This is a genomic window from Desulfosarcina variabilis str. Montpellier, from assembly GCF_048565275.1.
Taxonomy (GTDB): domain Bacteria; phylum Desulfobacterota; class Desulfobacteria; order Desulfobacterales; family Desulfosarcinaceae; genus Desulfosarcina; species Desulfosarcina variabilis.
The window spans coordinates 3,775,918-3,798,931 of record NZ_CP159846.1; the positions used below are offsets into that span (position 1 = coordinate 3,775,918).

The 23,014-nt window shown below is 46.0% G+C and carries 19 protein-coding genes; 8 read left to right on the forward strand and 11 right to left on the reverse strand.

All coding sequences use genetic code 11. The features are described 5' to 3' along the window. Window positions 1-11: 11 nt before the first annotated feature. Window positions 12-1,247 carry a Tm-1-like ATP-binding domain-containing protein gene (locus Dvar_RS17050; protein WP_419662891.1) on the reverse strand — a complete coding sequence of 412 codons (1,236 nt, stop codon included), beginning with the start codon at window positions 1,245-1,247 and terminating at the stop codon, window positions 12-14. A gap of 334 nt (window positions 1,248-1,581) precedes the next feature. Beyond that, window positions 1,582-2,523 carry a LysR family transcriptional regulator gene (locus tag Dvar_RS17055; protein ID WP_419662892.1) on the reverse strand — a complete coding sequence of 314 codons (942 nt, stop codon included), beginning with the start codon at window positions 2,521-2,523 and terminating at the stop codon, window positions 1,582-1,584. Between the two features lie 380 nt (window positions 2,524-2,903). Here Dvar_RS17055 and Dvar_RS17060 point away from each other — a divergent pair, with 380 nt between their 5' ends. The 7 genes from Dvar_RS17060 (at window position 2,904) to Dvar_RS17090 (ending at window position 11,375) form a co-directional block, all read left to right on the forward strand. Beyond that, on the forward strand, window positions 2,904-4,481 hold the full coding sequence (locus tag Dvar_RS17060; protein ID WP_419662893.1) for a benzoate-CoA ligase family protein: 1,578 nt from the start codon (window positions 2,904-2,906) through the stop codon (window positions 4,479-4,481). Between the two features lie 384 nt (window positions 4,482-4,865). Further along, a complete protein-coding gene (locus tag Dvar_RS17065) occupies window positions 4,866-6,329 on the forward strand; it encodes an FAD-binding oxidoreductase (protein ID WP_419662894.1) in 1,464 nt (487 codons plus the stop codon). 11 nt (window positions 6,330-6,340) lie between these two features. Beyond that, entirely contained in the window at window positions 6,341-7,618 is a 1,278-nt protein-coding gene (locus Dvar_RS17070; protein ID WP_419662895.1) for a (Fe-S)-binding protein, read from the forward strand. 9 nt (window positions 7,619-7,627) lie between these two features. Next, window positions 7,628-9,196 carry an FAD-binding oxidoreductase gene (locus Dvar_RS17075; protein WP_419662896.1) on the forward strand — a complete coding sequence of 523 codons (1,569 nt, stop codon included), beginning with the start codon at window positions 7,628-7,630 and terminating at the stop codon, window positions 9,194-9,196. Window positions 9,197-9,369: 173 nt separating this feature from the next. Then, on the forward strand, window positions 9,370-9,576 hold the full coding sequence (locus tag Dvar_RS17080; RefSeq protein ID WP_419662897.1) for a hypothetical protein: 207 nt from the start codon (window positions 9,370-9,372) through the stop codon (window positions 9,574-9,576). Between the two features lie 218 nt (window positions 9,577-9,794). Next, entirely contained in the window at window positions 9,795-10,394 is a 600-nt protein-coding gene (locus Dvar_RS17085) for an HD domain-containing protein (protein ID WP_419662898.1), read from the forward strand. 63 nt (window positions 10,395-10,457) lie between these two features. After that, window positions 10,458-11,375 carry a SphA family protein gene (locus tag Dvar_RS17090; RefSeq protein ID WP_419664126.1) on the forward strand — a complete coding sequence of 306 codons (918 nt, stop codon included), beginning with the start codon at window positions 10,458-10,460 and terminating at the stop codon, window positions 11,373-11,375. Window positions 11,376-11,769: 394 nt separating this feature from the next. Here Dvar_RS17090 and Dvar_RS17095 read toward each other — a convergent pair whose 3' ends face one another. From Dvar_RS17095 to Dvar_RS17110, 4 genes are read right to left on the reverse strand one after another with little or no spacing between them, the layout of a single operon-like run. Then, window positions 11,770-12,159, reverse strand: a complete 390-nt coding sequence (locus tag Dvar_RS17095) for a helix-turn-helix domain-containing protein (protein ID WP_419662899.1) — start codon at window positions 12,157-12,159, stop codon at window positions 11,770-11,772. Window positions 12,160-12,186: 27 nt separating this feature from the next. Continuing rightward, a complete protein-coding gene (locus Dvar_RS17100; protein WP_419662900.1) occupies window positions 12,187-12,864 on the reverse strand; it encodes a 4Fe-4S binding protein in 678 nt (225 codons plus the stop codon). Between the two features lie 3 nt (window positions 12,865-12,867). Continuing rightward, the gene (locus Dvar_RS17105) at window positions 12,868-13,140 is read right to left on the reverse strand and encodes a DUF3861 domain-containing protein (protein WP_419662901.1); all 273 of its coding nucleotides are present in this window, start codon (window positions 13,138-13,140) and stop codon (window positions 12,868-12,870) included. 15 nt (window positions 13,141-13,155) lie between these two features. Next, window positions 13,156-13,854 (reverse strand): FAD-dependent oxidoreductase, encoded by a 699-nt coding sequence (locus Dvar_RS17110; protein WP_419662902.1) that lies wholly within the window; start codon window positions 13,852-13,854, stop codon window positions 13,156-13,158. Window positions 13,855-14,011: 157 nt separating this feature from the next. Between Dvar_RS17110 and Dvar_RS17115 the strand changes: the two genes are divergently transcribed. Further along, window positions 14,012-15,673, forward strand: a complete 1,662-nt coding sequence (locus tag Dvar_RS17115) for an IS1634 family transposase (protein WP_419660074.1) — start codon at window positions 14,012-14,014, stop codon at window positions 15,671-15,673. Here the strand turns inward: Dvar_RS17115 and Dvar_RS17120 are convergent. The 5 genes from Dvar_RS17120 to Dvar_RS17140 form a co-directional block, all read right to left on the reverse strand. Then, a complete protein-coding gene (locus Dvar_RS17120) occupies window positions 15,670-16,407 on the reverse strand; it encodes an FAD-dependent oxidoreductase (RefSeq protein ID WP_419662903.1) in 738 nt (245 codons plus the stop codon). The two genes, Dvar_RS17115 and Dvar_RS17120, sit on opposite strands and share 4 nt — an antisense overlap. Window positions 16,408-16,496: 89 nt before the next feature. After that, window positions 16,497-17,789, reverse strand: coding sequence for an OsmC family protein (locus tag Dvar_RS17125; protein ID WP_419662904.1), 1,293 nt, complete (start codon window positions 17,787-17,789; stop codon window positions 16,497-16,499). Window positions 17,790-17,990: 201 nt separating this feature from the next. After that, entirely contained in the window at window positions 17,991-20,729 is a 2,739-nt protein-coding gene (locus tag Dvar_RS17130) for a LuxR C-terminal-related transcriptional regulator (RefSeq protein WP_419662905.1), read from the reverse strand. After that, complete coding sequence (locus Dvar_RS17135) at window positions 20,730-21,248, reverse strand: gamma carbonic anhydrase family protein (protein WP_419662906.1); 519 nt, start codon at window positions 21,246-21,248, stop codon at window positions 20,730-20,732. Between the two features lie 258 nt (window positions 21,249-21,506). Continuing rightward, window positions 21,507-22,946 carry a reductive dehalogenase gene (locus Dvar_RS17140; protein ID WP_419662907.1) on the reverse strand — a complete coding sequence of 480 codons (1,440 nt, stop codon included), beginning with the start codon at window positions 22,944-22,946 and terminating at the stop codon, window positions 21,507-21,509. Window positions 22,947-23,014 lie beyond the last annotated feature (68 nt).

The following is a 23,014-nucleotide window of genomic DNA, read 5'->3' on the forward strand; positions in this document are numbered from 1 at the left end:
TACCGTTTTATCTATGCTGTCTTTACCGTATCATTAACTTCAACCATCTTTCTAAATTCTGACACGATAGCGTGTGCGAAATCATCGTCATTGATATGAGCATCGTACTCAATTATGGAAGCGGCACGCCCATTAAGATTTGTTCTTATCGCTTCCAGAAGTGCTTCATCAGCCTTTCTATCCCGAAAGGGTTTCCCCTGGCAGTCAAGAGTTGAGAGGCCTTGTTTCGGCCACAGAAGCACGAACGGGCCATTGGCTAAGTTTAACTTGTCTGCTATGGTTTTGCCGAGCAGTGCATTTTCCTGCGCATTGGTTCTGACTAACGTGGCGTTTGGGTTATAGCTATGAGTCTTTCTGCCGCTATATCTGGGAGGTAGGGATTCAGGGTCTAGGAAGTTGATAAAATCCGCGCTACCCGGAACAATCACTTGTGGAATTCCACGCTTTCCAGCCGCTGTAAGACGATCAGGACCTGCAGAGGCCAGACCACCCGTAAGATCGTTGACGATTTCATTCACTGCCAGTTCGATGACGCCTTTTACGTCGTAGGATTTTACATATTCCTCTAATGCATAACCGCCGGTTCCGATGCTGTGAAAAACCAATACAGCATAGCCTTCGGATTCAAGGATGTTTTTAATGGTCAATCCGCATTGGGTTACCGTTCCGTTCATGCTTAAAACAACCAGCGGTCTGTTCAGGTTTTCGGCAAGAGGATTTTCTACCATGCCCACCATGGCTCCGGCCGCGTTGTTGAGAACCTGCCGGGTCAGCCGGTTGATGCCTGCCAGATCTGCTACCGGCGGAACTATCACTACGTCTTTGGGGCCGATGTAAGGCCATAAACCCGCTTGGGTAACTTTGGTAGAAATCAGCATTTTGGGTAGGCCCAGAGGCAAGGATTTAAGTGCCGGCGCGGCTATGGTGGAGCCTTGTCCACCTCCGATGACCAGAACCCCTTGTATCTTTTCTTCCTTTAACAGGGTTTGAATCATATTTTTTAAGCCGGCTGCCATAATTTTTTGTGCGTAGGCTTCATCACCGTTTTCTACAAGACTGGGGATGTCTCCACCACCGGACATGGCTATTTCATTTCTGTCAATATCGGCATGGGTTTGTGCTCCATTAAGAATGCCTGTATCAATGACAATGACTTGATGTCCTCTTTTTGTTATGAATGATCTTAAAAGATCAACTTCATCCCCTTTTGTATCCAAAGTTCCAACAATAACGATGGTTTTTTTCATGTCTTTTTCCTTATCGCCCGTGAGGCAAGCATTAAAAAAATTTTAAATGTAAAAGTAGTAATTCTTAATAAGCTATATGGTAGAGTTAAATTTCATCAGCAGTTAAATTCAGGAGTGTTATAAACAATCTCAGAAAGCTTAAAAGTATGCAAATGACTTTTTTTAATGGCGTAATAAGGAAGATTTATAGGAAGAAAAGACTGGAATGGAATAATATTAGACAAGTTTGCGATCAGCTTAGCGATAATAAAAGCAGTTTAATAATATAGATAGATTCGAAAAAATTTCGATCTTTGTATGAGAAAAAGTATAAGTAATTAGTTTTCGTTGTTAATCACTCGAAAGGACACTGTTCAGGCCAGGAAGGCGCTAAATGGGGAAAGTGGGGTGATTCCGGAGTCACTTTTGATAAGATCTGGAGGAATGCTCTTGCGGGGAGAGAGAGGAAGCGATCTTTTAAATAGACGACATGGATATCCAAGAAAATCTTATTCTCCTCTATGGTTATTGACACCAGTTTCCCTTGTGAAATCTCTCTGGATACTGCCTCCTCCATTAAAAGGGAAACGCCATGCCCTCTTTGCACCATACGTTTGATGGATTCGGTATCGCCAAGTTCGAGAAAGCTATTAGGAGTGATATGATGCTGCCTAAAGAATTCATCGACAACTTTCCGTGTTCCAGAGCCCGGATCCTTGAAGATAATCGTTTCCTTGGATAAATCCTCTAAAGAAGCGACACCCTTTAAGGCCAAAGGGTGATCGGGATTCACTACAAGTATGACTTCCGGATGGTCGAGATGAAAAAAATTGACATCAGAATGATCTTCAACCATTGGTATAACGGCAATTTCGCTATGCCCCATACGCAGAATATCTATTCCATCCTGTGTTCTGGCGCTATTCAACTGAACTTTAATGTTGGGATATTCTTTGATAAACTTATCGGTTATAAAGGCCATGAAATTCGGAACATACGTCGTAGTGACCAAACGAAGGACTCCCTGTTTCAATTCCCTAATATCTTCGACCGCCATTTCAATCTCTTTTTCATACTCAAAAATCTTTTTGGCATAGTCATATAGGTATTTTCCTTCCTCGGTAAGATAAATTTTCCCCCGGTATTTTCCAAAAAGTTTCATCTCCCAGAGGTCCTCAAGTACCTTCACCTGCCTTGTTACGGCAGGCTGAGTAACGAAAAGCTCTTCGGCTGCCAGGGTGAAACTAAGATTCTTCGCAACGTGATAAAACGATCGAAGGTAGTTGAAATTGATCATAGCTTTTTACTCCTTCAAAGCAATTCAGATACAAAGTCGGTCGACGCATTGATAATATGCATCAGAAAATGTGAAATCATTCGTTATGAATTTCAAGGAGTAGAATGACGATAGTTCTTTTTCATCGTGCTGGTAAAGCGTTTTTCAACTTTTAGCAAATGTAATCGATTAAAACTATTAGATTTAGAATAACATAGTTTGCGTTCTATGCATAGTAATAATTCAAAATCGTCTTTAGGCGATGCAAAAGATTCAACCTATAAGAATGATACATTTTAATAGGGTGTATAAAGTAATTTTATGGCACCATGATAAAAGTTGATTTGCATACTTTCAAAGGCTGTGTAATCACACAGTAAACACGGAAGGAGAATAAGCTAATGACTTTTGAAAAAATCAATATTCGACCGTGGGAATCGAATTTTGAACTGCCTGAGCAGTTTAACATGGTGAACCTGCTCCTCGAGCGCCATTTGGAAAATGGCCGAGGGGACAAAATCGCAGTATATTTTGGTGAGGAGAAAATCACATATCATCAACTTGCGGTACTTACAAACAAAATCGGCAACGGTATGACTGAATTGGGGCTTAAGCCCCAGCAAAGGGTCATATTATTACTCCACGACAGCCCGATATTCTTCGCCACTTTTTTGGGAGTAATGAAAGCGGGTGCCGTGCCGGTTCCGATCAACGTTATGGCCACGTCAGAAGATTTTGCGTATTTCGTCAATGACAGTGAAGCGGCCTTTGTTGTCGTGGAGCAGGAACTGTTGAACAAACTCGAACCTGTTATAGAACGCTGTCCTGCCCTTCAGAAAATAGTGGTCAAAGGTTCGGCCTCAAATTTTACTTCCGTCGAGGATATGATTAAAGATGGCTCAGCGGAATTGCCCGTCTATCCAACCAAGCAAAGTGATCATTCATACTGGCTCTATACTTCAGGCACTACCGGGAAGCCCAAAGGCGTAGTTCATCTGCATCGGGATCTTGCATACGCGATAGAGCCCTGGGGTCGTAATGTGGTTGACTTCCAGTCTGAAGATATTGTCTACTGTATTTCCAGATTATTCTTTTCATATGGTTTAAACAACGGACTGTATCTCCCGCTCTACTACGGTGGATCAGTGATCCTTACCGAGGAACGTCCGCTGCCAGAAAATATAGCGAAGATATTAAAACGCTACAAGCCTACGCTGTTTTTTTCGGTGCCCACCTCGTATGGTCAGTTGATGAATTATCTCGAGGAAAAAAACATTGATTTAAACTTGAATTTTTTACGTCATTGCATGTCCGCTGGAGAGGCATTACCTGCCCCTTTGTATGATCGGTGGCTAAAACGCTTCGGCATAGAAATCCTCGATGGTATCGGGTCTTCTGAGGTGGGCTGGATATACATTGCCAATCGTCCTGGAAAAGTAAAGAAGAAAAGTTGTGGAATTCCGCTTCCTGGATACAAGGTTGAGATACGAGACGAACTTGGAAATGTAATCAACAATGGTGAGGAAGGTGAACTTTGGGTATCCAGCAACACATTAGCTGCCTGTTATTGGAATAAGCCTGAAAAGACAGATAATACGTTTCAAAATGGATGGATGAAGACCGGAGACAGAATGCAAGTGGACGAAAAAGGTTACTTTTTCTACACAGGCAGAAGCAACGATGCACTCAAGGTGGGCGGTATTTGGGTTTCTCCTTTAGAGTTAGAGGAAGCACTGCTTGAACACAAGGCCGTTGCAGAGTGCGCCGTGGTGCCCAAGAAGGATAAAATGGGCCTGATTAAGCCCAAGGCCTTCGTAAAACTAAAGAATGGTTATGAACAGTCCGAAGCGCTTGTGGACGAGCTTAAGGCTTTCGTCAAGCAAAGACTGGCTCCATACAAATACCCACGCTGGGTTGAAGTGGTAGAAGAAATACCCAAAACTTCAACCGGAAAAATCCAGCGTTTCATGTTGCGTTAAAGAGATAAATTACATGCTTCTCGAATTTTAACGATTTTGATAGCGGGACGATTATCTTTGCTACCCACATATAAATATCAATTATTGTATTATAAAAATAGACCATTTGCATAATTTTCAATCAATTGAAATTATATATTGAATATTTCATTTTGCGAAGTAGGTGCTTTTGGGGAAATAAGAAAATAAAGGAGGTGAAGCCGCATCAGCGAAATGGTTGATGGTAAGATTTGATAAAAAAACATCTTTGCCAATAATTCAAGTAAAATTTCAAATTATAATCCCAATGTCACCGACTTATCATTTTATAGTAAGGGCAACAGCTATTAACAGTATGTCCTGAAAGAAATGAACCACTTTCAGACGAACGGAAGAGAGGAATAAATGACCGTAGAACAAGAACTTAAAGCCATTGTGGGAGAAGAAAACGTCTTTGGGGTAGAGGAAGAGCGCGATACCTACGCTAAAGACAATAGCTCTTCTTCAGCCAGAACGCCGCTTTATGTAGTAAAATCGCACAGTACGGAAGACGTTCAAAAAATCGTCAAGTGGGCAAGTGACAGCAAAACACCCATTGTACCGGTCAGCTCTGGCGCGCCTCATTTAAACGGCTGCTCGCTGCCTGCAGTGGAAGGTGCGGTTGTTTTGGATATGAGCGAGATGAAAAAGATTCTCAGAATCGACCGTCGCAACCGAGTGGCCATGATCGAACCCGGCGTGAATTTTGACGAATTGATTCCTGAGTTAAAAAAAGAGAAATTAGCTCCCTTTATGCCCTTGACGCCTCGAAACACGAAATCCGTTCTTGCTACGTGGCTCGAGAGACAGCCCATAACAATGCCGAAACATCATTGGGATGCTCAGGACCCGTTGCTGTGTCTTGAAGTTGTATACGGAACCGGAGACCTCTTCCGAACTGGATCGGCGGCTGGTCCGGGATCCATAGAGGAACAACTGGAAGTTGGTCGCGCTCAGGTAAGACCGGGGGGTCCTGCCCAGGTGGATTTTGCCAAATTGGCCCAAGGAGCGCAGGGCACAATGGGAGTGGTGACTTGGATATCGATGAAATGCAAAATACTACCCGATGAAAAACGTTCATTTTTAGTTGGATCAGATGAAATTTCAGACCTGTACGATCTCGCACGAAAAAGTATATACAATCGGCACGATGCCCAGTGTTTGATCCTGAACAGGCTGAACCTGGCTTCCCTGATGAAAGGAACACAAAACGAAATAAAGAGCCTTAGTCAAGACCTACCTGAGTGGATAATGGTCATTGTTCTGGAAGGTGGTGGATTGTTTCCGCAGGACCGGGTGGACTATCAGGAAAAGGAATTCCTGGAAGAGGTTAAAAAATACGGCCTCAATGCGGGGGAAATAATTTCAGGAGTCGAATCAGAAGACGTTGAAAAAGTATTGGGAAAATCATCCGGAGAGGACTACTGGAAAATAAGGTACAAAGGCGGATGTCAGGATATCTTTTTTATCACAACGCTGAAGCAAACCGGGAATTTTGTGGCAAAAATAAAAGAACTGGCTAAAAAGAATCAATATCCGAGCGATGATATCGGTGTATACATTCAGCCGGCCTTTCAAGGTGTCAACTGCCATTGTGAATTCAATCTTACCTACGATCCCAGCAACGTTGAAGAGACTGACAAGGTCAAGGCGTTGTTTGAAGATAGCAGCCGAGCCATCGCAAAAATGGGGGGATTCTTTTCACGTCCATATGGAGCATGGGCGGACATCGCCTACAGTGCCGCACCGGATAGCGTCGATGCAATCAAGAGACTTAAAAGCATTTTCGATCCGAATGGTATCCTGAATCCAGGAAAACTTTGCTTATAAGGAGAATGGAGATGAGCTTAGAAGAATATGAACGCGATATGACTCGCTGCAGCCGGTGCTCTTATTGCAAATTCGTACCCCATGTAAAATGGAAAAATTGGGACACGGCCGCTGTGTGCCCAAGTATCAGCCGATATCACTTTCACAGTTGGGCGGCCGGGGGAAAAATGATAACCGGACTGGCTCTTCTAAGGGGGCGGATAGATTATTCAGATACGTTGCTGGACATTGTTTATCAATGCTGCATGGACGGTGCCTGTGATGTTTCCTGCAAAAATCAGCGGGATCTTGAGCCTCTGGAAATGATGCTTGCCTTGCGTGCAAAACTGGTTGAGGACGGTCAGCTTCATCCTGCTCATATGGTTGCAATTGACGGTCTGAAAAAAGAAGACAATATGCTGCAACAAAAAAAATCCGATCGCGGCAGATGGGCGGAAGGGCTGGATGTCAAGGACCTGACAAAGGAAAAGGCCGACGTTTTATATCACGCGGGTTGCCGGCTTAGTTTCGATGAGGAACTCTGGGATATTTCCCGAGGGGCCATCGCCGTTATGAAAAAAGCGGGGGTCGATGTAGGCATCATGGGAAAAGACGAGGTCTGTTGCGGCGGCCGGGCCTATGAAATGGGGTATCAGGGGGAACTCACCAAATATGCCGAGCATAACCTGGACGTCTGGAAAAACGCTGGCGTAAAAACCGTGGTAACATCCTGTGCCGAAGGATATCAGGCGTTTAAGGTCCTTTACGATAAGATCGGCAAGAAGCCTCCTGTAAAAATACTCCACATTACCGAATTTATCGAGCAATTGATCGAAGAAGGAACGTTGAAACTGGAAAATGAGGTTCCGATGACCGTTACCTATCATGACCCCTGTCATCTTGGCCGGTTGGCCGAACCCTGGATTCACTGGGAAGGGGTAGAGAAAAAGGTGATGGGGCAGATGATTGTCCATGATCCACCCAAGACATATCGACGCGGCGCCAATGGCGTGTATGACGCGCCCAGGAACATTCTACAAAGCATTCCGGGGGTCAAATTGGTAGAGATGGACAGAATAAGGGAATACGCGTGGTGTTGCGGGGCCGGCGGCGGCGTGATCGACGCTTACCCTGATTTCGCACAATGGACAGCCAATGAAAGGCTGAAGGAAGCGGAAGGCACAGGCGCGGAAGCCATCGTAAGTGCGTGCTCATGGTGTGAGCGGAATTTTCTGGACACCGTTAAAGAAAATGGAAATTCCATCCAGGTCTTAGACATCATCCAGCTTGTTCAAAAAGCACTGGTATAAGGAGATATTATGAGTATTTCAAAAGAAGCCTACCGCGCACTGGAAGCTGTTGTTGGGCCTGAATATATTTCCCAGGATCCTGTGATCATGGACAGCTACTGTTTTGTGTGGGGAAATGAAGTGATGTTCGGGGATAAATTCGCGGCCAGACCCATTGCGGTTATCATCCCGGGTTCTGCCGAGGAGGTTCAGGAGGTCGTAAAGGTCTGCAATAAATATAGCGTTAAATACAGACCGCATGCAACGGGCTGGGAGGCAACGGCTTTGTCGGCGGCTGAAGGATTTCTTCCTATAGATTTGAGGAGATTAAACCGGATCATAGAAATCAACGAAGATAATATGTACGGCGTTGTTGAGCCGTATGTTTCGATAGGCGCGCTAACCATCGAGGCAACCAAAAAAGGAATGCGATGCTACTCATTGGGCGCCGGCCCGAGCGCATCCGTAGTGGCCAGCGCAACGTCGCACTGCGGTATTGGAAACGCCAGCATTTTTACAGGCGTCGGAGGTCGCTCCGTTTTGGGTGTGGAATGGATCCTGCCGGATGGAACACTGTTGAAAATGGGTTCTCTCGGCGCCGGTTGCGGTTGGTTTTCCGGAGACGGGCCCGGCCCAAGCCTTCGTGGCGCAATGAGGGGGGTTGTCGGAGCCAACGGAGGGTTGGGGGTTATAACCAAAGTGGCCGTAAAACTCACTCCATGGTATGGGCCAAGAGTTATGGAAACTGCCAATAATCCTCCTTCATATGGCGTCGATCTGCCGGAAAACTTTAAGGTATTTACGATGACATTTCCCTCTCGGCAGGATGTTGTAGACGCCCTTTATTTAATCAGCGAGGAAGAAATTTCACATGTCTGCAGCAGGCGGGGACCTTTTGCCGTCGCTTCCGGTCTGGTGGGTTCAAATGAAGAAATGTGGGAATTATGGAAAAAAGGGATTTATCAGAAAAAATGCGCCAATTCCATCGTTCTGATCATGGATTCCACCTCACCTGAATGCCTGGCATACAGAGTAAAGGTGTTAGACAAGATAGTGGAGAAGACCAATGGCTCTTATTTTACCGAGGACTCTAAAAGAGATGGGGGCAAATATGCACATGGCTTGTTGGGAATCGGGGGCAATAAAGGCGCTTTTAGGGCTGGTGGCACCTTCAATGAAGGACCAGGGGCAGAAGAGAGCATGGACTCACTCCTGAATTTGCAGGAGATGGCCAACGACCTAAAAGAAGAATTTGTAAAGACTGGTAAATTGCTTGACGATGGCGACCCCATTTGGATACAGCCTTTCGAACAGAATCAGATTGGCGGACACGGAGAAATCCCCGTACGTTTTGATCCATGTGACAAGGAAGCCGTAAAAGTTGCCAGAGAGCATTACGAGGAAGCCTGTAAGAGAGAACTTGCCTCTAAACTAGGCATCGGACCGCTTGAAGGTGGAATTGGATTCAATGACGAAATTAACGATACCGCAGGACCAGTTACCTCGAATTATCACAATTGGATGAGAAAGATAAAGAAGGCACTAGACCCTAATTTGGTGTCTGAAGCCTCTTTTTACACAAATCCAAAGGAAAAATAGGAATGGACAGAAAAAGATAAGATTAATTGTACAACGAAGGTAATGTGAAAAGGAAGAAGAATCTTAATGTTGTGAAAGATAATATTATGTCCCTGCCGGTCATGATCATAAAAAGTCCTCAGCGATCGGCAGGGGACTAAAATTGTTTTTTTGTAAAGAGTTAAAAGGGTAATATGCAGAGCATCGTAAAGGTCGAATTTCTATCAAGTGGCGAAACCAAAGAAGTTTCTCGTGAAGATGCCCAAAAAATTTTGCATGATACATACAACGATGCTCACGGCGGACTCGTCATCGACGGCACAACCAATAGAGTAATTCATCAATTAAGTTCGGATGTAGAATATATATTCATTTTAGAAAAATTTATTGATGGCGGTTAGAACCCATACCAAAAATGTCTTCCCACCAAATATTTATATTGGATTCTCGTTTAGAATCCTCAACAAGTTAGGTAGATGCACGCCAAGGGCATTTCTTTCGGTGCGATTGCGGGTCGAATCTTATATCTGGCTTGATCCCGAATCGGAGTCAAATTTCTAAGATAGCTTCTTGTATCATTTGAAAATAAGCTAATTTGGTTTTACGTGAGACTTGAAAAATGAACAAAATGAATAAGGTCGAGAAATTAATTTTTATCGAAGCAAAGGCATATTTATCAGTAAGAAACAACGAAATGCACACACGCAACGTAATCGACTTCGCATTCAAGCTGTTACAAGAAGAAAGTGGCGACAGGGACATCGTGATCCCGGCAGCTATTTTGCATGACGTCGGTTGGTTTAAAATTTCCTCTAACAACATAAAAAAAGCAATGGGTCCCAACGGTGATATCAGCATTGTTCGGGCCCATGAAGCGGAAGGCGTTAAAATTGCGCGCGTCATACTCCAAAAATATTTAGAATCCGATCGAAAAATGTCGGAAATCCTCCAAATTATATCTGGTCACGACACTAGAAAAGAAGCACTGTCGATTAATGATAAAATTGTCAAAGATGCTGACAAACTTTCACGATACGATGCAAACTTTACCACTTTAGCGGATATTATAGATCTTTCCATTCAAGAGATGTTTTACTTACTTGAAACGAATTTGTCGAAATGGTTTTTTTTACCTTTGTCCAAAAGAATAGCGAATGACGAATTGAACAAAAGGAAAAAGGAAACGAGTATTTCCAGTCACCATATGGGCCCCGCTTAAAGGGATTCTTTTACAACAGTTTAAAGAAAGGATTGGACTCTCATGGTAAGCTGCTTGAAATGGATGCTGGTTGTTCTGAGCTGTTTTTTATTTTTACTGGGTGGTGCTAATTTAATTGAAGCTGCGACATCGGGTTCTCACTACCCGCTCGGCTGCGAGGGTGTCATGGCGGCGACGGTACCTCCACCGGGATTTTATTACCGTTCGTACCTCATGTGGTATAACCCGACGACGCTGAACGATAATAATGGAGATGAACTGGATATTGGTTTCAATACAGACGTCTTTGCAATCGCCAATCGATTCGTATGGGTTGCCAAGACAAATCTCTTGGGAGGGGCCGACTATGCATTCGATATGGTCGTACCGGTTTCTGACGTTGATGTCACAATCGATGCTTTGGGCGTATCCGACAGCAAATCGCTATCGCTGGGCGATATCTGTGTCCAACCTTTAAGTCTGGCCTGGCATAAACCGCGCTGGGATGCTGCGTTCGCACTGGCTGTCCTTGCTCCGACGGGAGAGTACGATGCCGACAAACCGGCTTCGCCGGGCCTCGGCTATTGGTCTGGCTTATTAACCATCGGGGGGACCTTTTATTTTGACCAGGAAAAATCATGGTCAATCAGCGCATTGACACGAACGCTGGCCCACACAGAGCAAACGGACAAAAACGTCACTCCCGGTTCAGAATTTCTGGTCGAGTATGGCGTGGGTAAACAATTTCCGGTCAATGAAAAATTGCTTATGCGCCCCGGGGTCGCCGGATATGCGTATTGGCAGATTGAAGATGATAGCGATGATGGCCCGGGTACGATTGCCGACGAGCGCAAAGAGGTTTATGCCCTGGGGGCGGAAATAAATTTCTTCTGGTTGCCTCAAACTAATTTTCAAATGAACATCAGGGCGTTACGCGAATTTGGTGCGAAAAACACCACTCAGGGGTCAAAGATTGTTTTGACAATTACCAAAGGATGGTAAGGCTGCGGTTGTCTTAAGGTCAAACAATTTGACGAACAGAGGCGGACCTCATTTACTGACAACATGATATGTCGGTAAATATCAGATCGGGCCGTTAATCGTTATCTTAAAGAGTGAATAGGTAAAAAGAAAACCTTTCATAGAAATAAATGAAAGAGAAATAATACCAAGGGCTGTTTCTATACTTCTAAGTAAGTGACCCTAAATTCGGGTGACTTAGTGACCCTAAGTGTTTCCCCGTGAGGGGTAGGCTGCTTTTTAGAAACAGCCCTTGGTTGCTCTATTCTATTGCATCCCTTTACCGTTACTAAAGAATATTGTGAGAAACCTGTGAAGAGACTCAATGCGGATATTCTGGTACTTTCCGCGGATTCGCGGCTGGCAGACGTAACATTTATGCCGGAACAACTTGGTATTGTTTTCGAATCTGCCGGCGGTAGGTAGCCGGATTCATGCCAGATTCGCGCTTAAAGAACCGCCCGAAATAGGATTGATCTTTGAAGCTTAAACGATATCCGATTTCAGCAACGGTTGCATTGCCATGGGATAGTAAGCGTTTCGTCTCAAGGACAAGCTTTTTACGGATAATGTGCCCCGGTGCATATCCGGTGACCGTTTTGGCGGTGTTTCTGAGATGGCTGGTGCTGATCCCGATTCTCCGGGCATAATCCTGAACTGAATGCTTTGTGAGAAAAATTTTTGATACGAGTCGCTTGAATTGAGGTACCAATGACGAGGTCTTCGAAGAGTGTTCATCCGGGTGGTCCAATATAAAAGCGGTCAAGTTTTGTGAGCATGATGTGGAGGTACACTACATTGTCTTTGAGCATTCAATCGCTTCTGCAGGGCAAACACCAATGCAACTGCCGCATTCGTCGCAACGTTCGCCAAGCACTCTATAAGGTTCACCTTCCACAATGGCACTGAAGGTGCATGCTTCATAACACTCCCCGCACGCTATACATTTGTCTGGATCAATACGCGTCCCGGCCTCGTTGACAGTCTCACCACCAAAGGCGAATCGTTTACGTAGCAGCTTATGATCACGGTTCTCCATCTCGAAATCATAGTCGAACAGCTCACCTTTTCCCCTGAATATACAAAAAAGCTTCATTGCCGGATAACGCGCTGCTTCTTCCAAGGCATACCGATGAATCTCGCTGCCTGCTGCTTTTTCTTTTACTTCATCGTCAGGAACCTCGCGTGCTTCACTATTAATTCGCAAGAAAAAGCCTGGCGGCCAATAGGGCTGCCCATCCTTGTTTTTGCCTTCCCTTCTGCCTGATGGATATATGCCGCACATGGAAAGCTGCGGATTGCTTTTAAGTTGCCGATAGAATGGCTTTACGTTCATTGTCAGAAAGTAGATACCCTCATCATCGCCGCCGCAGATGCTGATTATCCTGCTGTGCATCGTACTTCCATCAAGCGTTGTAATGGATAAACACCCTATTTTAGCTATGGCTGAATGTATTTCTTTTAAATTCATTTACTATGACCTTTTCAGTTCTTTCATGAAATTGGTGAAATGGGGTTTGAACTGCGTGAACAATTCATTATCTTGATTTTTCAGCATTACCTCACCGAATAATTTCAATCCAACTGCAAAAGAGGTTGTGTCATCCTCATCAAGTTCCATTTTACCCTTCATCATTTCTACAATCCTGAAAATATTTTCGTGAAGTCTTGTTTCAAAGATGAATGGGTTTGATTCGACAGCGCCTCCTTTCGAATCTTCTAAATGCTCGATCGTGAACCTATACAAATGACCCTACCTGCTTTACAGAATATCAAACAATGCGTCTCTGAACGCTTCCGATAGTGTCGGATGCGGGTGGATGGTATACGCCGCGTCTTTTACTGTTATATTGTTCTGAACGGCCAGGGTGGCTTCGGCAATAAGGTTGGCTGCATCCGGACCGATCACATGAACACCGATAATGCGGCCGGACTGTTTGTCGGCAATGACCTTGATAAATCCATCCGTTTTATTCATCGCCAGGGACATGCCGTTAAATACAAAATACGCTCTACCGATCTCTATTTCAACTCCACGCTCATCGGCCTGTTTTTCCGTCAGGCCCACTGCGGCGATCTGAGGGTCGAAAAAGGTGCAGGCAGGTACTTTATCCGGATCGACACAATAGGTTCCGATTCCTGTCATGTTTTCGACGGCTGAAAAGGCCTGGTATTCAGCCAGGTGGGCCAACATCATCCCGCCGGTGCAATCGCCTGCCGCATAAACACCATTTATATTGGTTCTCATGTTCTCGTCGACGATGATGCCTTTTTCTGAAAAGTCGATTCCGGAACCTTCGAGGCCATAGCCTTTAATATTGGGCTTCATACTGGAGGCGACGATGATTTTATCGCAAACAACATCAACCGGTTTGCCTTCTGATCTCCCGGAAATATGCAGCCGGTCATTTTTCTCAATTTTATCTATTTTGTAATAATCAAACTTACATTCCGCACCCATTACGCATAGGTTTTAAACAATTTATTACTCAGCAAAAACAACACCATATCAAATATAACGTATTGTATTTACATGAAATAAAAAATATCTAGACATTTCAAGTAGTTGCTGCTACACTGCCCGAACCTTTACCATCGCGCTCAAAAAGGAGGGGCAGATGCCACCGTTCGATACCGAAAATATGACCATCACCGATGCCAGGCATTTGCCCATCGTCAAAGCATATGCTCAGAAAATCGGTTTGGTTGAAACCATCGATCAAATGGTCGACTCACAGATGGAATTGAGCCCAGGCATGGCGGTATTCGCCATGGTCCTCGACACGCTGTCTGGTCGTACCCCGCTTTACCGATTGACAGAGTTCTTCGAAGAAAAAGACACGGCATTGCTCCTGGGCAGTGACATCGAACCGGAACGGTTCTGCGATTACAATCTTGGGCGATCCATGGATCAAATTTTCGAGACCGGCACCCAGAAGATCTTTTCTCAGATTGCACAGAATGCCCTAACCGTCTTTGCCGTCGATCCTCGTCGGCTTCACTTCGACACCACTTCCGTTAGTGTTTACGGTGATTTCGTTCTGGCGGGTCCGCCCTTTGACATTACCTACGGTTATAGCAAGGATAAACGTCCAGATCTCAAACAGTTTTTAGTGTCGATGCTGTGTGTCGACCGCAACATCCCTATTTTGGGTACCACCACCCACGGCAACGCCTCGGACAAGACCTTGAACAATGAACTATTGACCAACATCTCGAAATACATGGCCAAGCATGGGCTTGAGCCGGGAGCCTATGTTTATGTGGCCGATTCAGCCTTCGTCACCGAGAACAATCTTGCCAAATGCAGTGACCAGACTTGGTTTTTATCCCGGTTGCCGGCGACCTACAACGAATGCAGCCGAATCATTCGTGAAGCCGTGCTCGAAGATGACTGGATCGATATCGGTCCTCTGGCTGAAGAACACGATCGTCCCAATCGACCCGTTGCTCACTACCGGGCCTATGACGGTACCGTGGAGCTTTATGGGAAACCCTACCGGGCAATCGTCGTCCATTCCAGCGCTCATGACAAAAGGCGTCACAAACGTATCGACCGCATGCTTAAGCAGGACCGCAAAAAACTCGACACCGACTGCAAGAAAGTCACGGATACCGTGTACTATTGCCGAGCAGATGCTCAGGCCGCGGCAGACAGACTGATCCGGCAATCCGACGCCAGTTACCACCACCTTCAGGCGGATGTTCAAGAAATGCCCAAATATGGTCGCGGCCGGCCTGCCCTCGACAAACCCAGAAAGGTCTTGCGCTATGAATATTGTGTGACAACAACCGTTACCGAAGCCCCGGACAAGGTCGCCCCTATCAGGGAAGAAGCCGGTTGTTTTGTCCTGTTGACCAACCTTTTGGATCAGCAGGAGGCTTGGCCCGCCGAAGCGCTGCTTTCGTTGTACAAAAGCCAAATTGGTATTGAGCAAAACTTCAGCTTTCTGAAAGATCCTGCCATCGTAAACAGTATCTTTTTGAAGAAGGCCCGTAGGATCGAAGTATTGGGTCTGGTGTTGTTGATCTCTCTTTTGATTTGGCGCTTGATGGAGCGTTCCATGCGCCAATATGTCGAAACCAACGATTGTGAACTGCCCGGCTGGGTTCGCCGGAAAACCCGAAAACCGACCGCTTTCATGATGACTACCAAGTTTACTTCCATCATGGTCATCACCATCGGCAACCACAGGCAGTTGGCAAAACCTTTAAAATCATTCCAGCTGGAGTATTTGAAGGCGCTGGGCGTCACTGCAGACGTGTTTACCGCCCCCTAAAGAACATAAAAATTAGTCAAATAGGTGTCCGTTGGGGTGCTGAATGTACGATCAAAGGCTTTAATGCCTCTTTTTTTGATTTGGGCCTTTAATTCTGTTTTGATATCTTCATCATTGCGTCGTAATATTTGATCCGAATGCTTGAGCATAATAACTTCTTTGCCCATCACATTCAGCATGCCGGCCATCTCGACAGCAATAACTCCGGCACCGGTAATTGCGATTGTTTTAACAGATTGATTACGTTCCGGATCCCAAATCTCCGGATCATTGATGGCGTGATCGCCGCCGATAACGGCATTCGGAGGCAACTGAGAAATATCACAATCCAATTTTATGGAATGGGCGCCCGTCGCGATCATTAATTTCCTGCCGGAAACGAGCATTTTTCCATCTTTATTTGTTACTTCAAGGGTTTTGATATCACCTGTAACATTTATGATTGTTGCAGAACCGTGCAGAACAGTAACGCCTGCTTTTTCCATCCACATGGAGATGCCCTGCCGAAGGAGAGGCAGAAGCTGTTCTTTTTTTTTCCACATGTCTTTTGGAGAGGCACAATGCTCCATCAAATCAACATAAAAAGCTTTTGTCGGCATACAGCCTCTGTTCGAGCAGGTGCCACCCAAGTGTTCTTTTTCAATCAATATTACGGATAGCCCCTGTTTTGCCGCAACTTTTGCACTTTCTGCTCCAGCCGGTCCAGCGCCTAATACAATCAGATCGTAAATCATAATATTTGTCCTTTTCGACTATTTTCTTTAGCATGCCGACAGAACAGGGCTCTTTCTGTCGGCAAGCCTGGCAGGTTCGTCAGTTAAACCTATTTGACGATTTTTCCATTTAGATAAAGGCCTGTTTCCATTTCAGTTTCATTTTGGACCCCTTCTCCAGCAAAACACATGCGAAGGGCTTGTTTCGCATAATCCGTCAGTGCCTCTTTTGCTGCACCGCTTTTCACGATGACTCTGGTGATGACATAATCAAGATGACCGGTCATGGTTGGTGTCATAAAATTATCCTGTTGATAGTTAAACTGGTGTTCAACTCTGAAATCATCGATATTGATACCCTGTTTCTGGGCGTACATTCTATTTGCAGTAAGCTGGCTCATCAGACAAAACGAAGTGCCTACAGTAAAATAATCTCGTGATGTAGGTGCTTTATCGATGCCCTCATATCCTCGACTATCATCGGCATAAAGCTCCCATGTCTCGTAGTTTTCCGTTAGGGATTTGGCTCTGATTTTATGCAGATAGGGTCGCGACGCATCATGTGCGGATTCAGCAATGGATATTTCACTGAATGTAAACGGATTCGGGAATTTATGCATATCCAGTGCGTAATCTTCTTCGATTTCTACTGTTTGCAGGTCCAGATCGGGTGTTACATTGGTGATCGTGCGACCATTATCGATAGAGATTGCTGATTCCACTTTACCAGGACGCGCTTCCAGCCCGGCCCAGTCATCCGCATTGATGAGAATGCCTACATCGATTGTGGTTTTATTGGCCAGCCCCTCACCAACCGCCCACGCCTTGAGCGCTTTCTCTTTCAGCTCTTTTATCTTATCCGGTGGTTCACTGCTTTTTATGAGAATGTTGGAGATCACTTTATCCGTGTAGCCAGACCATTTGCCGGTCATGGGATCAGACCATCTGAAAAAGATTTTTGATTCCACTTTTACATCTTCGACATCTAAATCCAGGATCTGTATCATTCGTTCAACTTGCGTCAATAAGCTTGAAGAAGCGCCAGCCGCATAATAGGTTAAAGGATTCGGGGCTGTTTGGTGATGGGTCGAACCACCTTCATCACTGACAAGCTCCCACGCGCTGAATTGATCTTCGCCAACAGGTTTTACGAGACCCTTTTTAAGGAAAACGGCCTCTTTGTTCAGTATATTTTGAGTGGTGGTAACTATGTTTTCTGTGATAGCGCCATTTGCGGGTTTCGCTTTTGTAGCGGTAAAAGTGGTCGGACGCGTATAATCATCCAGCCTCGTTTCGACCTGATACACTTTTGAGCTTTGGGTTGCATCCGTTTGTGCATACGCTCCACCGCCTGAAATAAAAAATGCAGCCGACATTGCAATGGCGATTACCTTTGTTTTCACCTTTGATTCCTTTCCGTTAGGCAATTAAAATTTAAAAAGTTGTTAGGTTGCGAAACATTTGCATGCGTTGATTTCTCATGCTGCAGATAATAGGGGGAAAGGGGTATGAAAAAAACACCCCTATGGGTGATTTTGACCGCTTACTTGAAAATCACCCAAAAGGGTGATGGGCAGGGTACAGAAAATGTGCGGGGTTCTGTCTCAGGATGAAGAAGGGGATATGAGATTGAGTTCTTTGGCTTTATTGATGGCCTGGGTCCGGTTGCCGACCTCCAGTTTGCTGTAGATTCTTTTGGCGTGTGTTTTTAAGGTGTTGACGGAAACGAACAGTTGTGCGGCTGTTTCCGTGTAGCTTGCGCCTTTGGCCAGGAAGCTCAGAACCTCAACTTCACGGGGGGTCAGATCGAAAGGAGAGTGCTGGGATTTGCCTGGATGAACGGCGTGATTGGCATCGGAAATTTTCGCCAGTATCCGGGCAACAAAAAGGTCTGTTTCCGGATCATTGCCGTTGAGTTGGCTGCCGACCTGTTTAAGCAGTTTGTAGATCAAAAGCCCCTCTCTTATAAATATCTGGCAGTAGTTTTCAGGTGCAACCAGAGCGACGGCTTCTCTAAGGCTTTTCTGCGCCTGTTTCTCATTGCCGAGGATGCGATGGGCCAGGGCCACCTGAATCAGGACTTCAGACTGGAACAGCAGACTGGTCTTTTCGTCAAATTTTGAAACGAGATCGTTGAGCAGGGCAAGTGCATCTTCCCCTCTTTGAGTTTCCACGGCAAGCTTGGCACTGATGAATTGGATGGCATTTGAGTAAAACGTCAAAGAGCGTTGACCGGTTCGGTAGATTCCCTGAAACTTCAGTGGAAACAGATCAGGATATCTATTTCCGGCAAGGATCTGGTGATTGCTTTCCAAAAGTGATTGGCGGGCCTGGTCCGGCCGGCCACTCAATATTTGAATCAGGGCTTTAAAGGATTGCGCGATAACGGTCACGGCCTGAGATGGCCAAAGGTGGTTAATGATGGCGCCCATTTCATCCATGGTCTCTATGCTCTGGTCCGGTTTTCCTTGATTGTGCAGGCACTGGGCCAGAGAGAGGTACGCATCCACGATGGAAAAGACGTCACCGTCTTTCAGGATCTTTTCCAGGCCGTGTTCGAGGTGTTTTTCCGCCTCAATCAGATTTCCGGAATGGTAGTGCAGTTGTCCCATAACGACATGGGCAAGGCCGGAAAAAGGAACTTCCCTGCCGTCGGATGTTTTATAGTTTACAAGTGTTCGGCAGGTCTGCAGGGCTTGTTCGAGTTGCCCATAGTCCATATAGAGTTTCGACAAAGCGATCGAATATGTAAAAAAGCAGAAAGCAAGATTTTCCTCCAGGGCCATGGACGAGGCTTGTTTGTAATGCTTTATCGCCTCGCTGGGGTTGCCGCTGACCCGGTGGCAGAATCCATAGCCGCCAAAGGCAATGATCCGCCAGAAGCGTTGCTCTTCGGCGAGCATGTCCAGGGCGTTATGGAAATGTTCCCTGGCTTCGTCTACGACAAAAAATGCTGAACAGCGAATCCCCTTGATGACTGAAAAAATTCCATGTTGTGAAGATGTTTCCCCTGGTTTTCCGCCAACCGGCGGGCCAAGTTGTTTCTCGATGCGCTGCAGGCATTGATCGAATGCGTCAAATTCCCCCATTTCATGAAGAAAGAACAGTTGATGCAGGGATAGAGACGGAGGAAGGTAGTCCGCGGGAACCTTATTGAACCATCTGAGATAAATGTTGAAATGTCCCCGGGCCATGATCCGGTCGATATTCACCTCCAGGTGGTTGATGACCTGATCGTAGTCCTTTGCTTCCAGTGCATGATCGATGGCCTCTTCCCACATGCTGTGGTCCATGAGCCAGTTTGCCGCTTGCCGGTGAAGACGGATGACCTGTTGTTCGCTGCGATTGCGCAAGCGATTGTTAAGCATTTGGACAAATAGCTGGTGATAGCGGTACCAGCAGCGGTTATTGTCCAGAGGGAAGATGAACAGGTTGTCCTTTTCCAATTGCTCGAGAATCTGCCGGCTGTCAGTAATTCCAAGCAGATCGTTGCAGATATCTGCATTCATCCGTTTGAGAATCGATGTCTGAAGCAAAAATTCCTGGATCGGTTCGTTTTGAAGGGCAATCACTTCGCTGACAAGATAATCGGTTATATGACGATTTTCGCCTGACAGATTGTCGATGAAACCATTTGCATCCGGGAGATCCCTCAGGGACAGGGCGGCAAGCTGCAATCCCGTGACCCAGCCTTCGGAATGTTTCTCCAATCGGGCGATCTGTTCTGCTGTAAGGTTCAAGGCCATGGAACGGTTGAGAAAGACACTGGCTTCTTCTATGTTAAAACGCAACGCCTCAGTGCCAAGTTCTTTGAGCTGATTTTTAGCACGTAGTTTGGCAATGGGTAGTGGGGGTTCTGTACGACTGATGATCAACAGGTGCAGATGTTGTGGTTGGTGGTTGATTAGAAAACTGACGGCGGCATGGATCTCCTGATTGTCGATCAGGTAGTAATCGTCCAAGGCCAGGATGAAGGGTTTGCCTGCCTGTTCCAGGTCGTTGATCAGTTGTGTGATCGCTATTTTAATTATGGATGGATTCGGTGATTGCAAAAGCTCAAGCGCTTTTTTTGCAATACCAGGTTCAATGCGGTCCAAGGCTGTAAACAGGTAGCTGAAAAAGCGGTGTGTCTCATTGTCGTTTTCATCCAGTGAAAGCCAGGCTGCAAGGGCTCTTTGCCTGCTGATCCAGGCACTGGCGAGGGTGGTTTTCCCGAATCCGGCTGGTGTGCAAATCAGGGACATCCTGGTCGTTGATGACAGTTTGTTGCAAAGGCGTTGTCTTGTGACGGTGTCATCAGGCAGAAGAGGTATGTGGAATTTGGTGGTCAGCAGTGTGTCCATTTATTCTTCTTTTACGGCTTGTAGCAAATCTTTGTAGTCTTCATACGCATGTTTTATCCACCAAATCTGTTTTTCTGAGGGAGGCCCTTTAATTTTTCCGGGGACTCCCAAAACCAGTGAATTATCCGGAATCAGCTTTCCATCTCCCACCAACGTTGCCGCACCGATAATACAATAATTGCCGATTTTAACACCATGGATCACCGTAGAATTCATCCCGATGAGGACATAGTTTCCCACAGATTTGCAATTTAAAACGGCACCATGGCCGACGATGACCCGATCTCCAATGCGGACATCCCCGGTTGTTGACCCTGGTGCCCCGGAGTGAATAACACAATTATCTTCGATGATTGTTTCTTTCCCAATCCGTATTTTTCCCAAGTCGCCCCGAATGACGGCACCAGGCCACACACTACTTGACTCACCAATCTCCACATCACCAATGATGACAGCTGTTTCGTCCACAAATGCAGAGGCCGCGATCTGTGGTGTCTTACCTCTGAATTCTCTAATCATAGATAAATTGATCCCTTTGCCACGATTTTAAATGATAGATGAAAGACAGGATATCACTCTAAGTTCTGACTCCCTCAAGTTTTTGCAACGGTCACCATAGCATTTGTATACCATTGGTCAACGATTAATTGGTACCACATACCGGATAGAAACACCCCAAACAGGCACAGATTCACCGGCATAATGTCGGTCAGGCCCAATTACAGATAGCGCCTATTGACTTCGCAGTATTAGGGTAAAAGAACAACCCAAATGCAGTTACCTTTGGAACTGGTGCGTTTTTGATTTCGGCTTGTGACCATAGAAGACATCATCGAGAAAAGTAAAAATGCGCTGGTTGATCCGGTTGCGCTGCGTCAGCCAGACGATCAATTGGTGCGGCCACGTGCGTTCATGGCTCCAGGGGCAGACCCGCATGCAGACATTGCAGTCGGTCCCGGCTTTGGCCCAGTAGTCGAAACAGCGTTCCGCATTCAACTTCCATCGCAACGTGCCGTTGGTTTCCGTGTATTCGTCATCTTTGGGAATGGCTTGAGAGGGGCAGCACGCTGCGCATTTTTTGCATAATCGGCAAAAGGACTGAATGCCCAAGTCTACCGGTTTATCCGGAATCAAAGGCATGTCTGTTGTCACGGCCCCCAATCGAACGCGTGGGCCGAACTCCTTGGTCATCAAATATCCCATGCGGTTGATTTCCCCCAGACCCGCATCCACCGCAACCGGAGGCAAAATAATGTCGTAATGGCGCAAGTGGTTTGCCGTGGCCGAATACCCCAGGTTGGCAATGAACGCCGCCAGTTGAGTCGAAATGAATGCACCCTTGGCATAATTGCGCATGCTCTCCACGAGCGTGGGCATGTGCGGAGCCGTCTGAGTCATATGGATGTCCATTTCTTCTGCAAAAACGACTGCATATTGATGGGTCAGCTCAATGGGTTGTCCCCAGTCTTCCCAGTTCTGGCTGAAAATCTCACCCCTTTTGGCATAGACCCAGTCCGGATCGAGTTTTGCGATCCCCACTAAATCCGCGCCGAGCTGTCTGGTGAAGCCTTTTATCCGTTGCGTGGCTTCCCCGGGTGAAAAGTTTTTTTCAAAGAAAACAAATTGTTTGGCAGCAGGATGTTGCTCCGGATGATACATGCCGGGTTGGGATAGATGATGGGGGATACTCAAGCACGCCGAGGCCATGGCAACTTCAAATCCCGATTGCGGATAATCGATTTTACCCATCGGGCCGGTGGGTCCTCCTTTTGATCGTCGCCGGGCATCATATTCCTCATACTCCGGGTGTGATGCATAATAAGTGTGATATTGCTCCGTGTCGGGGACAACAGAACGATTGCGGGCAAAGACATGGTCCCGTTCATCGAATCGATGGATTTGACCTGAAGCATAACCTTTGCTACCGGCCAGGGCACGTTTGTTGGGGGGATCGTGTTTGATCATCACACCAATCATCAGCACACCCATTATGAAAATACCCGCTGCAATAGCGCGCTCTGGCGTCGTATGTAAAAAACCGATACACGCCAGATATGCGTATACGATAAAAGCGCCCGCCATCACCAGAAATTGGATAAGCCCGACAAGGGACGCCCGCATTTCCCTCTCAAACAGGCTGGATACCAGGAAACCCAACCCGATCAGTGCTTGGATGAACAGCCCTACTATCGTCATACCGATCATTGTGTTTAGCATAGCTTTTAGTCCTGAATTTTGTGTGGAATGCGTTGCCGTCAATAAAAAATACAAGCAACGTGCCATGC

Bases quoted from the DNA above. Each gene is read 5' to 3' on its own strand.
- Dvar_RS17120 (WP_419662903.1), bottom strand. From the start codon at position 16,407: ATGATTTACGATCTGATTGTATTAGGCGCTGGACCGGCTGGAGCAGAA.
- Dvar_RS17060 (WP_419662893.1), top strand. From the start codon at position 2,904: ATGACTTTTGAAAAAATCAATATTCGACCGTGGGAATCGAATTTTGAA.
- Dvar_RS17050 (WP_419662891.1), bottom strand. From the start codon at position 1,247: ATGAAAAAAACCATCGTTATTGTTGGAACTTTGGATACAAAAGGGGAT.
- Dvar_RS17085 (WP_419662898.1), top strand. From the start codon at position 9,795: ATGAACAAAATGAATAAGGTCGAGAAATTAATTTTTATCGAAGCAAAG.
- Dvar_RS17070 (WP_419662895.1), top strand. From the start codon at position 6,341: ATGAGCTTAGAAGAATATGAACGCGATATGACTCGCTGCAGCCGGTGC.
- Dvar_RS17140 (WP_419662907.1), bottom strand. From the start codon at position 22,946: ATGCTAAACACAATGATCGGTATGACGATAGTAGGGCTGTTCATCCAA.
- Dvar_RS17110 (WP_419662902.1), bottom strand. From the start codon at position 13,854: ATGGGTGCGGAATGTAAGTTTGATTATTACAAAATAGATAAAATTGAG.
- Dvar_RS17075 (WP_419662896.1), top strand. From the start codon at position 7,628: ATGAGTATTTCAAAAGAAGCCTACCGCGCACTGGAAGCTGTTGTTGGG.
- Dvar_RS17055 (WP_419662892.1), bottom strand. From the start codon at position 2,523: ATGATCAATTTCAACTACCTTCGATCGTTTTATCACGTTGCGAAGAAT.
- Dvar_RS17090 (WP_419664126.1), top strand. From the start codon at position 10,458: ATGCTGGTTGTTCTGAGCTGTTTTTTATTTTTACTGGGTGGTGCTAAT.
- Dvar_RS17135 (WP_419662906.1), bottom strand. From the start codon at position 21,248: ATGATTAGAGAATTCAGAGGTAAGACACCACAGATCGCGGCCTCTGCA.
- Dvar_RS17080 (WP_419662897.1), top strand. From the start codon at position 9,370: ATGCAGAGCATCGTAAAGGTCGAATTTCTATCAAGTGGCGAAACCAAA.
- Dvar_RS17100 (WP_419662900.1), bottom strand. From the start codon at position 12,864: ATGAATTTAAAAGAAATACATTCAGCCATAGCTAAAATAGGGTGTTTA.
- Dvar_RS17130 (WP_419662905.1), bottom strand. From the start codon at position 20,729: ATGGACACACTGCTGACCACCAAATTCCACATACCTCTTCTGCCTGAT.
- Dvar_RS17065 (WP_419662894.1), top strand. From the start codon at position 4,866: ATGACCGTAGAACAAGAACTTAAAGCCATTGTGGGAGAAGAAAACGTC.
- Dvar_RS17115 (WP_419660074.1), top strand. From the start codon at position 14,012: ATGCCACCGTTCGATACCGAAAATATGACCATCACCGATGCCAGGCAT.